Here is a 14,668-nt window from a genome sequence, read left to right on the forward strand (position 1 = left end):
GTCATGGGTTACTGAGCCGGTTGCACACTCGTCCCGCCGCTTGCAGGCGTTTGACCGGTATCGGTGGATGGCGTCGTTGATGGCGTGGTTTGGACCGGTTGGGTCACCTGTGACTTCGGCTGCTCATCCTTTGGGAAATAGAGCGGCCCTTTTAGCCCGCATCCCGCCAGGCTGACGACAGTCAGTAAAAGTGCCAGCTGGCAAATCGTTTTCTTCATTCTTTTCTGCTCGTGAAAGATACCTAATGCTGTCTATCATCGCAGGTGAAGTTCGAAAAGCAACAGGAAAAGCGAATCGCGCAGCAGAAGCCGCCGTGACGCTATTAATGCATCTGATAGCGCTGGGCGTAATCTTCGCTGGAGCCGCTTTCCGGTAGCGTGGCGCACAGCTGGGTCAGAGTCTGACTGCGAAACGGGATCACCTGGAAGCGATCGTCAAGCGGCACAATCTGGTAGAACTGCGGCAGATTGAAGTTGATAAAGCTGGAACCGTAGGTGAAGCGATCGTGTGAAGAGGAATAGAAGCGGCTGACGTCGCGCACCAGCTCCTCTTTACTGCCTTCGCAATGGTGATAAACCTCAACGCGGTTAGTTTCGTCGAGGATATAGATATTGAAGCCGCGATCGTCGCGCGTGTCTTCAAAGAAGAACTGGATAATCCCTTCGCTGGCGTAGCCGTTCACCACTGCCGGTAAGCGCGCCTGGTCAGTTTCCACCTTCAGCGACAGGCCGTGCAGCTTGTTATTGGAGATAGCACCGTAGAACTCCACGGCATTTTCCAGCTTCTGTACTGACACGCTGAGGCGCTCAAAGAACAGCCCCCACGTCTGGCCCGCCACGCGCAGCGCTTTAAAACGGCCCGGCTCATGGCGGGTACTGGAGAGACGCAGCTCAACACACTCGGACACCAGCTGCTGCACGCGGGTACGGATCAGTCCGCGCAGATGCTGGCTGTAGCAGAACACCTCAACATTGTCCGGCGGTGAGGCGTCCTGATGCATTTTGCCGAGGATGGTTTTCAGCGCTTCGATCATCGACTGCTCGCCGTTGAAATGCAGGGTACGCACTTCATTCCACGAGTTGCGGTACAGCAGATCGATGCTGCCAATCAGGCACTGCTGCTGCTGGCCAAAGCTGAACACGTCCAGCTTGCGGAAATCAAAGTGAACCACCTGATTGCGGAACGCGGCCGTCGGGTCATATTCGAGATTGACGATAATGGCCAGATGGCGAATTTCGCAGGGGCTGTAGAGCGCTTTGGGCGTCGGAGAAGGCAGGCGCAGCGGGAAATGGTGTGACACATCGGCCACCAGCTCCTGCAGACGCGCCAGGTCGCAAATCTCATTGCCTTTAATATGCAGCCTTGTTTTGCTGGTCAGCAATCCGTTGAACCATGCCCACGCCACCAGCTTATTGAGATAGCGGTTATATTCCAGCGGCTGATGGCTGATGATCGAGCTCATATCCGGCGACTGGTTGTACAGATACCAGCCTGCACGATTGGCGCGGCCGTTAGGCACGTGAATAAAGGTCAGGTGCTGCTCAGAGAGATCCGGGGAGATCTGCGGATTCAGTAACGTGACTTTCCCCGGCAGCGCTTCGAACGCGGCATACAGTTTACGCGTCAGTACGCCAATATCCTGCGGGCTGGCACTCACGCTTAAATTGTTGCGCCGCGCAAAACGGATCAGGTTGCGATAGCTCTGCATCATCGCGTCTAACAGCTCGTTGTGCGCTTCGCGTACCTGGCCGATTTTCCAGTCGGCTCGGCTGTCGAGCATCGTCAGACGTGCGCTGTCCCAGCCCCACTCTTTTACCTGCTGGCTGAGGATCTCGCGGCGCCAGCCGGCATCCTCTGTCGCGAGTGAGAGCTTCTCACACACTTTCAGATAGAAACAGCGGCGCACCAGATCAAGGCGTGCGTGGTCGTCAATGCTGGTCAGATAGTGCGTTACCCGCTCCAGCATCATGCAGTAAGGATCCAGCCCGTAGCAGACGATTTCTCCATCGTGCAGGCGCTGTTTGATATCCATTGCCAGCAGGCGGGTGGCCGGATATTCCCATGAATAGGCTTCCAGCAGCAGGGTTTTCAACACGGCTTTGTACGGCGAGTCGATACTTTTATACAGCTGCCACAGGCTGGCGCCGAAATACTCTTCCGCCGACAGCGTGCCGAGGCCACCGAGGTCGAGCCACTCATTGGGCGTCAGCACACCCTGCTGATACAACGACATCACATAGTCGTCGTAATGCTCTTCCTCTTCACGCGGCACCATATTCCACAGAATTCGTTTGCCCGCCATGCGCACGGCGGTGCGATAGAACTCATCAAGCAGCAGAATGTGCTGGGTTGAACCACAGTCTTCTCCACCCAGGTTACCGCTCTCATTATGACGGAAACGGTTTTCATCAATCAGGAAGAAGCTGGCTTCCACCCCCATTGAGGCGCACCACTTCTGCAGCAGGGTGCATTTTTTTTGCAGGCTGAGGCGCTCGTCATTGTCCAGCCACGACTGATGGCAGACCCAGATATCGAGGTCAGAGGTGTAGTTTTGGCCGATAGAGGAGGTGCTGCCCATGGAGTAAACACCGGTAATCGGCATTTCACCCGCGGCGGGAATGGCGGCAAGAGATCCGGATTTATCTTCCAAATCATTAAGATAGCTAATCTGGCTTTCATCAGGCGAGTAGAAGCTGATGCCATGTGGAACGTTACCTTCAAGGTAACCCGGCATCAGCGGATGATGACAATGTAATAAGGTCGGCAGCAGACTGTAAACCTGTTGGAATGCAGGTCCCATAGCGGCCAGTGCGCGGTCAACGCGCAGCTGGTTAATGGCATCCAGTCTCTGTTTCAGTGTCTCAATGTAGAGGTACAAGACGTCTCGCCTGATTGTCCCAGTGCTTACACCCTTATGGACTGAAAAGGGTATATAAAAGTTCGGTTTCCGAAATCTGCCGTTTGCTTTAAAAATAGTCGTGCAGATTTTTGCTGGAAACGTGATCAATCTAACACCTGGCAGATTGACCGTAAAGAAAGTTGCGCTACTTAACAGTTTAGCACATTTTGCGTTCAACCCACTGCAATACGTCCGTGTGCCGCCGTTTAACTGACAGCCTTCCCGGTTCAATGATAGGATAATCAGTGAACGATCAAAACGGTATCAAGCATGTTAGACAAAATTTTAAGAATTGCCACCAGGCAAAGTCCGCTGGCCTTATGGCAGGCGGAGTACGTACAGCAGCGTTTAACCGCCAGCCATCCGGGGCTGCGCGTCGAACTGGTGCCGATGGTCACCAAGGGTGATGTGATCCTTGACACGCCACTGGCGAAGGTGGGCGGCAAGGGTCTGTTCGTCAAAGAGCTGGAACAGGCGATGCTGGAAGGCCGCGCCGATATTGCCGTGCACTCGATGAAAGATGTCCCGGTCGCTTTTCCTGAGGGTTTGGGGCTGGTGACGATCTGTGAACGAGAAGATCCGCACGATGCGTTTGTCTCCCATCATTATGATTCGGTTGACGCGCTGCCGCAGGGGGCCATTGTCGGCACTTCCAGCCTGCGCCGTCAGTGCCAGATCAGCGCACGTCGTCCGGATCTGGTGATCCGCTCGCTGCGGGGTAACGTCGGCACTCGCTTAAGCAAGCTGGATGCCGGAGAGTATGACGCGATTATTTTGGCCGTGGCCGGATTAAAGCGCCTGGGCCTTGGCGATCGCATTCGCCAGATCATGCCCGCTGAGGAGTCGCTTCCTGCCGTTGGCCAGGGCGCGGTGGGCATTGAGTGCCGCCTTGATGACGCTTACACCATCGGGCTACTTGCAGCGCTGAATGATGCAGACACGGCCTGCCGCGTGCTGGCTGAACGTGCGATGAACACCCGGCTGGAAGGTGGCTGTCAGGTGCCTATCGGCAGCTTCGCGCTGCTGGAAGGTGAGCAGCTGTGGCTGCGCGGTCTGGTGGGTTCACCGGACGGCAGTCAAATGGTCAGCGGTGAACGCCGTGGCCCGCGTGCGGATGCCGAGAAAATGGGAATTTCGCTGGCGGAAGAGCTGCTGGATAACGGCGCGCGCGAAATTCTCGCCGAGGTTTATCAGGGAAATCCACCAACATGAGTATCCTGGTAACCCGTCCGTCACCTGCCGCAGATGAGCTGGTCAGCCGTTTGTGCGCACGCGGCCAGGTTGCCTGGGCCTTTCCGCTGATTGAATTTACCCCCGGAACTCAGCTGGACCTTCTACCCGCACGCCTGAGCGCATTGCAGGACGGGGATCTGGTGTTTATTCTCTCACAGCACGCCATTCACTATGCTCAGCCCGCGTTAATGCGCGCCGGAGCAACATGGCCCGCCAGCCTGAACTATTATGCTATAGGCCGCAGCACCGCGCTGGCGCTGCATGCCGTCAGCGGTTACGACGTTGTCTGGCCGCACGAGCAGGAAACCAGTGAAATTCTTATTCAACTCCCGGCGCTGCAGGCGGTCGCTGGCAAGCGGGCGTTGATTCTGCGCGGCAACGGCGGGCGTGAATTACTGGCGGAAACTTTGCTTAACCGTGGCGCTCAGGTAGAGTTTATTGAGTGCTATCAACGGTGTGCAAAGTATTACCACGGCGCGGAGCAGGGCCGGCGCTGGCGCAATCAGGGAATAGATACCCTGGTGGTCACCAGCGGAGAGATGCTGCAACAGCTTTACTCGCTATTCCCCGAGGTCGATCGGGATGAATGGCTTCTGCACTGTCGGCTTGTTGTCGTCAGTGAACGTTTGGCTACCCTGGCCAGGGAACTGGGCTGGGCGAACATCTGTGTCGCCGGGGGTGCCGATAATGACGCGTTACTACGCGCACTTAATATGGGATGAGCCATTATGACGGAACACAAAGATTCCTCCGCCATGGTTGAAGAGACCACCCCAGCGGTTGAAACCTCAACACCTGAATCTACGCCAGCGCGTAAAGCGAAAAATAGCGCCACCGTGCTCAGCATTGTCGCTATCGCGATTGCGCTGGCAGTGGGCGGTGGCCTCTATATGTATGGGAAGCATCAGGCTCAACAGCAGGCTGCTGCCAGCCAGGCACTGGCCGCACAGCTCTCTGAACTGCAGCAGCAGTCGGTCAGCGACCGGCAGTCACTGGTTCAGCAGCTGGCAACGCAGACCAGCGCACTGGATACAGCGCGTCAGCAGCAAACGGCGATGAGCCAGCAGCTCGACGAACTGAAAGAGAAGGTTGCGACGATTTCCGGCAGCGACGCACAGACCTGGCTGCTGGCCCAGTCTGATTATCTGGTGAAAATGGCCGGGCGTAAGCTGTGGAGCGATCAGGATGTCACCACCGCCGCCGCGCTGCTGAAGAGCGCCGACGCCAGCCTGGCCGACATGAACGATCCCAGCCTGATCGACGCACGTCGCGCCCTGGCGCAGGATATCAGCACGCTTTCCACCCTCAGCCAGGTCGACTATGACGGCATCATCCTTAAGCTGAACCAGCTGTCTAACGGCGTGGATAATCTGCGCCTTGCCGACAACAACAGCGATGATGAGCCAATGGATGCCGACAGCGGCGAACTCTCTTCATCCCTGCGTGAATGGCGCCAGAACCTGGTGAAAAGCTGGCATAACTTTATGGATGATTTCATCACCATCCGCCGCCGCGATGCCACCGCTGAGCCGCTGCTGGCACCGAATCAGGACGTTTATCTGCGTGAAAATATCCGTTCGCGCCTGTTGATTGCCGCCCAGGCCGTACCGCGCCATCAGGACGAAATCTATAAGCAGTCGATCGATACCGTTTCCGCCTGGGTGCGTGCCTGGTTCGATACTAACGATGCCAGCACCAAGGCGTTTCTCAGCCAGCTCGATGAACTGAGCCAGCAGAGCGTATCGATGGACGTGCCGGACGCGCTGGAAAGCCAGCCACTGCTGGATAAATTGATGCAGACCCGCGTACGTAACCTGTTGGCACAACCTTCTGTTAATGCCGCTAAACCCACGCAGCAGGGAGAATAACCATGTTAAAAGTTCTCCTTCTTTTCCTGCTGTTAATCGCTGGCGTGGTGATTGGCCCAATGATAGCGGGCCATCAGGGCTATGTGCTGATCCAGACCGATAACTGGAATATTGAAACCAGCGTGACTGGCCTGGTGATTATGCTGGTGCTGGCGCTGCTGGCGATCCTCGCTATCGAATGGCTGCTGCGCCGCATTTTCCGCACCGGTGCCCGCACCCGTGGCTGGTTCACCGGTCGTAAACGCCGCAGCGCCCGCAAGCAGACCAATGCTGCGCTGGTGAAGCTGGCGGAAGGTGACTACCAGCAGGTGGAAAAACTGCTGTCGCGCCATGCCGATCACGCTGAGCAGCCGATGGTCAACTATCTGCTGGCCGCTGAGGCCGCCCAGCAGCGCGGTGACGAAATCCGCGCCAATCAGCATCTGGAACGTGCCACCGAGCTCAACGACGGCGACCCGCTGCCGGTTGAGATTACCCGCGTGCGCATCCAGCTGGCACGCAATGAAGATCACGCCGCCCGTCACGGCGTTGACCGCCTGCTGGAGATTGCTCCGCGTCATCCTGAAGTGCTGCGCCTGGCCGAGCAGGCTTACGTACGTACTCAGGCATGGAGCGCGCTGTTAGATATTCTGCCAGCGATGGAGAAAGTGCAGGTGGGTGATGAAACTCATCGTGTTGCGCTACAGCAGCAGGCATGGCTGGGTCTGATGAGCCAGGCAATGGCCGATCAGGGCAGCGATGGCCTGAAGCGCTGGTGGCAGAATCAGAGCCGTAAAACGCGTCATGAAACTGCATTGCAGGTCGCCATGGCCGATCACCTGATCGTCTGTGACGACCATGACACCGCGCAGCAAATCGTGCTGGATGGCCTGAAGCGCCAGTATGACGAGCGCCTGGTGCTGCTGATGCCGCGCCTGAAAACCGGTAACCCGGAGCAGCTGGAAAAAGCACTGCGTCAGCAGATTAAGCAGCACGGCGCCACGCCGCTGCTGTACAGCACGCTGGGGCAACTGCTGATGCAGCACGGGGAGTGGGAACAGGCCAGTGAAGCCTTCCGTTCTGCGCTCGCGCAGCGCCCGGACGCGTTTGACTATGCCTGGCTGGCCGATACGCTGGACCGCCAGCACAAGCCGGAAGAAGCGGCCAGCATGCGTCGCGACGGCCTGCTGCTGACGCTGAAAAATAATCCCTGATGATTAAATGGTGCAACTAACCGGGCTCTGCCCGGTTTTTTTTTACTCTTTCGCATTAGCATCAGTGTCGGATCCAGATCGTCAACCTGACGTGAAAGTGATAACTCAATCACTGCATCACTCCCGGCTGGTCAGGTTAAATCGGTATTTCTGACACAGCACACAGAAACGACCCGCCTGTCGTTCAGGACGTAATGGACATTAGCGATAAAGTATTCATTTTTAATGAGTTTAATTCTGAGGCGACAGGTATTTTCAGTTATCAATAGAACATTAAACAAATCTAAAGAAAAATCTTCTTTAATTGAAAAAGAGAGTGCTTTAAAAGCACTTTCCATGCACGACATAACAATAATTGCCATCTCATGGGGATTTAAAGTGGTTTTTATTAGGTTATTACCAATGTTACTTCCCAGGTAGGTTATTATTGATTCTCGTGGTTTGCTAGTGACGTATTCAATATCAACACCAATACTTTTAATTAATTTTGTAGCAGTAAACGCACAAAGAGTTTCATTTTCTGAATGACTAAAAGACCACTTCCCTCTTCGCCGCTGAAATTTGTTAATCACCCCGATAAATGCACGTAAAATAAGAGAGGAGGTATATTTATTTTTCGTTAACTTACTGGAATTTAATATAAACCCGGGTGCATATAGCCACGACAGATGAGACAACAATCTGACAACGCCATTATGGCGCTGCCTGAAAATATAAATACAACCTTCGCCACCATTAAGAATGCATAATAGCATTGGCTAACACATATAAGATTCAAAGATAACAGAAGACGCTACACCTCCCATCCCAAACGAATTTTTGAGTATATATCTGGGCCTAAATTCAGTGGTGTTTTTTACCAGATTGATCTCAGGGATATTATTATCCACCTTATTAAGATTGGCGATACCGGGAATATAACCATGCTTCAAATATGAAATGATGCATAGGATTTCCATCGCTCCCGCAGCGGCCATCATATGACCGTGGTTGGACTTCGTTGCCGTCACATACGGCTTATGTTGTTTAAAAATCTTGGCAATAGCATTAGCTTCATGTAAATCGTTCTGCTGCGTTGATGTTCCGTGAGCACTGATGACATCTATATCTGCAGGCTTCAGTTTTGAGCGCTCCAGTGCTCTCAACATGGCAGAGGTCATTTCAGTTTCATCAGTATGGGGTGTGACAATATGTTGTGCACTCATCGAAAACCCATGCCCACAAATTCGCAGCAAAGGGCTGTCTCCCCGCTTTAAGACTTCGGACTCTCTCTCAATCAAAAACAGGACTGCCCCTTCAGACAGTACAAATCCGCCTCTGTCTTTATCGAATGGTCTTGACATTTCATCGGCGTTAAAGCGCACATCGGTACTGACGACTCCCATCCCCTCAAAGAGGGCCAAATCAAAGGGGGTGACCTTAGCAGAGATGCCACCACATATTACCGCTCTTGCCGAGCCTGACTCTATACTCTCTATAGCCATCGACACACTTTGTAAAGATGCAGCACAAACACCGGGCAAGGAGATTGAAAATGCAGAGAATGGTATATGTTTTTTTACTTCATTAATAAGGCCTCCGGGAGTGCTAGCCTCGAAAAGTTTTGTATCGAAACTGTCTCTCGCTGCGGTGAATACAGATTCTTTAGTGATATCTCCAGATAAATTATCATGAACAGCTTTGCAGATATTAACATCTAAAATAGGTTGTTCAACACCAAGAATACAGCCTACTTCATGCGGATTATAGTAATCGAAGATATTAATTTTTCGAATTAATTGACTGGCCGCATCTCTGGCATATAGAACCTCATAGGGGGCACTTTCATTTTTGGCTGGCCATGCGAGATTTCTATTGTACGCCTGGGGAATTCCGGCAAACTTACACTTATAATCTTCAGTATGAAATTTATTTATTTCAGAAAAACCAGAAGCTTGATTCTTCAGAAAAGGAGAGACCTCATCAATAGAGTTTCCTAATGGTGTTATGGCACTGTAAACGCTAATACACAGAGGAGAAACGGATGCTTCAGCCTTGTTCATTTGATACTCCTTTTTGTATAACAGCGCAACCGAAACCATATTGCGAGTCATATCCTGATAAATAAGCTATGGATTGATCCGGAACATTATCATCGTTCATGAAACATGCAAGTTTCGTTAACATATCTGGGCGGCCAGCATATCCAATCACATCATAATCAATCTTCTTCAGGGCACTCCTGGCGATCGCATCGTCATCCCATTCATGCAATCGTTCCCCAAAAGGAATAAAATAAACGGCATCATCTGTAGCAGGTAAATATTTATCTAAATATATCGATAAGTCTGCAGATTGATCGCTGGTTAATACAACATCCTGAATGCTGCCAATACTTTGAGGTGTGTAGTCCCCCGTAAGCAGAGCACACCCTCCCCATGTCATATTTTGAATAAAACTGTTTGCTAATTTATTTTTACGTTGAATAACTCTATCTTTCGTTCCGGTTTGTCCACCTGCACTAACGATAAGCGTTGGACGCTTGTTCTGAATAAAATTCAAAGAAACTAATTCACTTAAATTACCTGCATCTACCGGCAATCCCTTTCCGTTATTGTTCAAAATTTTTGATATGTGGTATAAGGTATTTGTCGGGAGCCCTCTTAATAGCTCCAGTGGATTAACCACTTCGGAAAACAGTGCCAGTGAATGCCAAAAATTATCTTTCCCCCGCTCCTTGATATGTGCGATACCATCGCACAGTAAATTATCATCAAAAGCGTAATCACATGCTGTAAATATGTCCCAGTCAGACCTGTCATCATAATTATTTTGTGATAGTAAATCATGCAGTGCATTCACGGCCATCAATGTTATTGAATTTAAAACAGCACGATCTTCGCGCTGTATCATATCTCTGCTGGTTAAAGATACATTTTTGTTAATCAGAGTAGTCGCTTTGTTATTTAATATAGCCCGCAACTCACTCAGCGAACCATATCTTCCACCATTAACTCCTATTCCATTAATATACACTTTCCTCACTTTATCTCCTGACTTAGCCTTTTGGTAATATAGTTAATAGTGAAGTACTCCATCAATTCCTTCGCGGTGATTTTTCTATTCATGATGAGACACTCCTCGCTGAGCAATAAGCATTCATTGATTTTTTTCAAACCCAAATCCGTCCATGTATTTTCAGATGAGTAATAATCAGGGTCATCCATTAAACTTTTAACAGGCCAGAGATGTTCATCCTTTGAAATTACGCTGAATTCCTTTCTGATTTCAAATGCAAAATCGATGAAATCAACAGAAGACATATCGTAGAATAAAAAAAGAGACTTATCATTCTCCAGGTGGGTATCTTCACTGAGATACATCACTTTTTTAAACACATTTTTGATTCTTTCTTGAATGTTCAAAATACTTTTTCTCCATTCCCAATAACGATGGTATTACCCGTGGTAACATTTTTGTTGTTTATAAAAAATGTAGCAACCTTCGCCACGTCAGTTGTTTGTAGCATCTTTCTTGCTGGTATAGACCTTAAGATATCGTTATATGATGCTCCCGATATTTCACGACAGCTATGCATCATTTTCGTATCGACGAAACCCGGTGATATACACAATGTTCTGACATTAAACCTGGCCAGTTCGAGACTCAATGAGGCAAGATATCTTTCAGTAGCAATTTTCGTTGCACCGTAAACAGAGTCGCCAATTGATGCTTTGCCAGATGATATTGAGCTGAAATAAACCAACAGGTTATCTTTTTCCTTGGATTCAATCATTTTTTTACTTAAATGATTAAAAATCAAGGTTGGAGAAACGAAATTCAGGTTTGTTATTCTGACAATATCATCCTGAGCAAGATCGTGACACAACTTACACGGATTCTCACCTGGGCAGTAGATTACACTATCGTAATTGTCTTCAGCTATCTCATGAAGAAAATCAGATACGGCATCCAGATCGGTCAGGTTTACTTTAAATGAGTTAGTGGACTTAACTTCTTCTAAGATCTCATCCTTACAGCTTACATTGGTAAAATAGGTAAAATCGATAGAATAGCCATCACCGGCAAGCGAAGATATTACCTTCCTACCTATTTCAGAGGTTCCACCGACTACTAAAACTCTTGATGTTGAAGCATTATCTTTTTTAGACATACAATTGCTCTAATCATGAAAGTGCGAATTTATATAATTTATTCTCAGCATTTTTTGTGATGAAGATCACACAAACCGCAGCGTTACCTGACTCACTCGGCTTAATTAAGGATATTTAATGGCTTTTCTGGATCTATGCGAAATTAAAAACTCAAACCGCGAGCAAATTGAAGGATTTCCAACTGGACGCCTGCTGATAAAAAATTACTCTATGTCCTACCTTAGAAAAAATGAGGCGCTGCTCATTGAAGGAATTCATCAGTTTTCTTCTCTTGTAGCAGAAAGTGTATTTGGTAAACATCCGGATAGCGTTTTCATTCCTGTAATGATTAAAAATATGGATATTAATAATCCGATGAATCTGGAAAAAGTGGTTCTCAAAGGAGAGATGATTTCATCTGGTGAATTTATACATGTCAGAACAACGCAGATAGTTTCAGATCAGATATCAGGACGTGCAGATTTTTTTCTAAAAAAGATACAACTCACTAACGATAATGCATCAGTTGATAAGCTTAGTTATGGTTCTGATTTGTTTAATATAGTTGAAGTTGAAAAATTAAAGGATAGGTTACTTATCAGATTTAAAATCAATGAATTCCATCACATACTCAAGAATCATTTCTCTGGCTATCCTGTTTGTCCGGCCTCTTTAATCATTGAGTTTATTAGTGATATTTTATTAAATTACGGATTCAATGCGCATTTTCAAGTCCACAATGCTAAATTCTTAAACCCCCTGCAACCTTGCAATGAATATGAATTGGAAATGCAGCTTTCTGAATCAGCTGTCTCATTCATTATCACAGGTCCGGAACAGATCAGGCTTACAGCAGGTAAATTGATTTATCAGTAAAAATTAAATCAACAGTATGTAAAAACTGTTTTAGAGATGTCAAACATCCATTAAGAGTGCATACAAAAAGAACAATCCACAGGAGACATGTTTTCATTGTCCGGCGAGTTTTTTCGCCAGTTATTCTGACCCGTCATATCTGCAAGCTGAACGATGACCGGCACCAGGTAAAAAAAAAGACCTGCCATCTGGCAGGTCTAAATATCAGGTCGGTTAGGACAACCGATTGGTACCCGACTCAACGTTTTGCCCGATAAATCCAATAAGGCGTAAGCGATATTGGCTGGCTGGACAACAGGTACCGTAATGTGGCTCTGCATCATTCCCAGGTTTATGAAGCGTTAGCAAACATAAGAGGTGGAATGAGCATCTACAGGGATAGTATTGCATATGCCGTGCCAGAATGGTATTTCTCTGCTTCTCAATATTCTATCTCTATGATTTATCGATATTTAAAATTTAAGATTGCTATAACCGCTCAGGGTTGCTGTCGTTAAAAACCCACATCCCCCTCTTCCCTGCGTCGCTGATTAGAGACAAGTAAAGCAAAGTCAGGTAAACACATTTTAAAACAAGTGGTTAGATGTCTCCGAACAGAGACGAACTGATAATGCGTGGAGTGATAATATCGGGACGGGTCCGCTGCACAGGCACTTCTTCACGGAAAGAAAGGAGGGAAGGTCATCTCTACAGACGAAAAAAAACCTGCTTTTTCAAGCAGGTTTCTTAAATTGATCGGCGAGAGAGGATTGCGGCTCTGCGAGCCGCCCTGCGGGCCGTTGCTAAAGCAACGCTGTCTCGCTGCGCTCGGCTCAAACCTCCTTCGGAGGTTCTCATCCTCATTGGCTACAGACGAAAAAAAACCTGCTTTTTCAAGCAGGTTTCTTAAATTGGTCGGCGAGAGAGGATTCGAACCTCCGACCCACTGGTCCCAAACCAGTTGCGCTACCAAGCTGCGCTACTCGCCGAATACTTCTTTTTGCCACTACTTTTCTTATCGTTGCCCAAACCTTCAGGTTTTAAGCAAAAACCCCGCAGTACAGCAGGGTCTTAAAATTGGTCGGCGAGAGAGGATTCGAACCTCCGACCCACTGGTCCCAAACCAGTTGCGCTACCAAGCTGCGCTACTCGCCGAATACTGCTGGCACTTCTTTGCTACAGATTTTGTGGTGCGAAGAGAGGGACTTGAACCCTCACGTCCGTTAAGACACTAACACCTGAAGCTAGCGCGTCTACCAATTCCGCCACCTTCGCATACGACAAAATCTTTACTAAAAATCTGGGGTGGCTAATGGGACTCGAACCCACGACAACTGGAATCACAATCCAGGGCTCTACCAACTGAGCTATAGCCACCATACCTGATTTCTTTACTTCTTTTCACTACTGACTAACGCGGTAAATGTTACCACCGCCGCTCATTGCGCACAAAATTCATGGTGCGCCCGACAGGATTCGAACCTGAGACCTCTGCCTCCGGAGGGCAGCGCTCTATCCAGCTGAGCTACGGGCGCGTAGCGCCGTTGCGGATGTGCATACTACGGACGGGAGCCTTACCTGTCCAGTGCTTTTTTCACAAAAAAACGCGTTTGATTACGCTTTGTGCATTCCGTCTAAAGTCACAGCGTTTTTCTGCCTCTTTGTGGCAAAAAAGCCACTAAAAAGCCAGGTTAGTGAAAAATGTCTCTGGCGTTAAAGATCGCCGCGCCAGTGATATTTAAGGTATTTCAGCAGTCGCAGCTGGCGCTTAAGTCGTGAAGGCTGCGACAGAAGGCGGTAAAGCCACTCCAGACCCATTTTCTGCCATATCTTTGGCGCACGCTTCACGTGGCCGGTAAACACGTCGTAGGTACCGCCTACACCCATATACAGCGCATCCGGGTAAACGGCTTTACAGTCGCGCATCAGGATCTCCTGGCGCGGCGAGCCCATCGCGACGGTCACCAGCTTTGCGCCGCTGGCCTGAATGCGGGCAACGAGCGCATCACGGTCGGCGGGGGTGAAGAAGCCGTCCTGAGCGCCAACGATATTCACATTCCAGCGGCGGCGCAGCTGGTCCTGAGTCTGCGCCAGCACCGACTCCCGCCCGCCAATCAGAAACACTGGAGTACCTTCGCGCCCGGCGCGCTCCATCAACGCTTCCCACAGATCGGCGCCGGCAATACGTGACACGTCGGCCTGCGGATACTTCTTGCGGATCGAACGTACAATACTGATGCCGTCGGCATACTTATATTCTGCCGCAGCAATCAGCTCAGCCACTGCCGCATCTGCTTCAGCCGTCAGCACTTTCTCGGCGTTGATAGCCACCAGCGTGCCGGTTTTCAGCTTACCGTCGTGATTGAGGTAGTCGACAAACTGCGCCATATCACTAAAGCCTGACAGCGTAATGCCGCGAATCTGATAGTGCGGCACGGTTACAGGGGCATTCATCGGGATTTCCTTGAGGTCATAAGCAAAACAAAG

General features: G+C 49.6%; 12 protein-coding genes, 5 tRNA genes and 1 other RNA gene. 5 read left to right on the plus strand and 13 right to left on the minus strand.

The features are described from left to right. Positions 1–8: 8 nt before the first annotated feature. The gene (gene lptM, locus ID864_RS23905) at positions 9–218 is read right to left on the minus strand and encodes an LPS translocon maturation chaperone LptM (RefSeq protein ID WP_099753797.1); all 210 of its coding nucleotides are present in this window, start codon (positions 216–218) and stop codon (positions 9–11) included. 104 nt (positions 219–322) lie between these two features. Beyond that, a complete protein-coding gene (locus ID864_RS21905) occupies positions 323–2,878 on the minus strand; it encodes a class I adenylate cyclase (protein ID WP_048914364.1) in 2,556 nt (851 codons plus the stop codon). Positions 2,879–3,169: 291 nt separating this feature from the next. On the opposite strand from ID864_RS21905, the gene hemC reads away from it, so the two are divergent. From hemC to hemY, 4 genes are read left to right on the plus strand one after another with little or no spacing between them, the layout of a single operon-like run. Beyond that, positions 3,170–4,111, plus strand: a complete 942-nt coding sequence (hemC, locus tag ID864_RS21910; RefSeq protein WP_048914363.1) for a hydroxymethylbilane synthase — start codon at positions 3,170–3,172, stop codon at positions 4,109–4,111. Continuing rightward, a complete protein-coding gene (gene hemD / locus ID864_RS21915) occupies positions 4,108–4,854 on the plus strand; it encodes a uroporphyrinogen-III synthase (RefSeq protein ID WP_048914362.1) in 747 nt (248 codons plus the stop codon). The genes hemC and hemD overlap by 4 nt, the downstream gene beginning before the upstream one ends. A 6-nt stretch (positions 4,855–4,860) precedes the next feature. Next, positions 4,861–6,000 (plus strand): uroporphyrinogen-III C-methyltransferase, encoded by a 1,140-nt coding sequence (gene hemX / locus ID864_RS21920; protein WP_048914361.1) that lies wholly within the window; start codon positions 4,861–4,863, stop codon positions 5,998–6,000. 2 nt (positions 6,001–6,002) lie between these two features. After that, complete coding sequence (gene hemY, locus ID864_RS21925; protein ID WP_048914360.1) at positions 6,003–7,193, plus strand: protoheme IX biogenesis protein HemY; 1,191 nt, start codon at positions 6,003–6,005, stop codon at positions 7,191–7,193. Between the two features lie 758 nt (positions 7,194–7,951). Here the strand turns inward: hemY and ID864_RS21930 are convergent. Genes ID864_RS21930 through ID864_RS21945 form a run of 4 tightly spaced genes read right to left on the minus strand, consistent with a single transcriptional unit; the run spans position 7,952 to position 11,346 of the window. Then, positions 7,952–9,235, minus strand: coding sequence for a beta-ketoacyl-[acyl-carrier-protein] synthase family protein (locus tag ID864_RS21930; protein WP_191150359.1), 1,284 nt, complete (start codon positions 9,233–9,235; stop codon positions 7,952–7,954). Continuing rightward, entirely contained in the window at positions 9,222–10,217 is a 996-nt protein-coding gene (locus tag ID864_RS21935; RefSeq protein WP_191150360.1) for a hypothetical protein, read from the minus strand. Before ID864_RS21935 ends, ID864_RS21930 begins: the two co-directional genes overlap by 14 nt. Beyond that, positions 10,214–10,597 (minus strand): hypothetical protein, encoded by a 384-nt coding sequence (locus ID864_RS21940; protein WP_099755282.1) that lies wholly within the window; start codon positions 10,595–10,597, stop codon positions 10,214–10,216. The genes ID864_RS21935 and ID864_RS21940 overlap by 4 nt, the downstream gene beginning before the upstream one ends. Beyond that, a complete protein-coding gene (locus ID864_RS21945) occupies positions 10,594–11,346 on the minus strand; it encodes an SDR family oxidoreductase (protein WP_191150361.1) in 753 nt (250 codons plus the stop codon). The genes ID864_RS21940 and ID864_RS21945 overlap by 4 nt, the downstream gene beginning before the upstream one ends. 118 nt (positions 11,347–11,464) lie before the next feature. On the opposite strand from ID864_RS21945, the gene ID864_RS21950 reads away from it, so the two are divergent. Continuing rightward, on the plus strand, positions 11,465–12,202 hold the full coding sequence (locus tag ID864_RS21950) for a hotdog family protein (RefSeq protein WP_191150362.1): 738 nt from the start codon (positions 11,465–11,467) through the stop codon (positions 12,200–12,202). Positions 12,203–12,934: 732 nt separating this feature from the next. Here the strand turns inward: ID864_RS21950 and ID864_RS21955 are convergent. From ID864_RS21955 to wecG, 7 genes are all read right to left on the minus strand, one after another. Beyond that, a non-coding RNA gene (locus tag ID864_RS21955) (RtT sRNA) lies at positions 12,935–13,060 on the minus strand. A gap of 33 nt (positions 13,061–13,093) precedes the next feature. Further along, positions 13,094–13,170 (minus strand) — tRNA-Pro (locus ID864_RS21960). Positions 13,171–13,259: 89 nt separating this feature from the next. Next, positions 13,260–13,336, minus strand: a tRNA-Pro gene (locus ID864_RS21965). Between the two features lie 33 nt (positions 13,337–13,369). Next, positions 13,370–13,456, minus strand: a tRNA-Leu gene (locus ID864_RS21970). 26 nt (positions 13,457–13,482) lie between these two features. Next, a tRNA-His gene (locus ID864_RS21975) sits at positions 13,483–13,558 on the minus strand. 81 nt (positions 13,559–13,639) lie between these two features. Next, positions 13,640–13,716: transfer RNA gene (locus ID864_RS21980), tRNA-Arg, on the minus strand. 178 nt (positions 13,717–13,894) lie between these two features. Then, entirely contained in the window at positions 13,895–14,635 is a 741-nt protein-coding gene (wecG, locus tag ID864_RS21985) for a lipopolysaccharide N-acetylmannosaminouronosyltransferase (protein WP_191150363.1), read from the minus strand. Positions 14,636–14,668 lie beyond the last annotated feature (33 nt).

It is taken from the genome of Erwinia aphidicola, from assembly GCF_014773485.1.
Classification (GTDB): Bacteria; Pseudomonadota; Gammaproteobacteria; order Enterobacterales; family Enterobacteriaceae; genus Erwinia; species Erwinia aphidicola.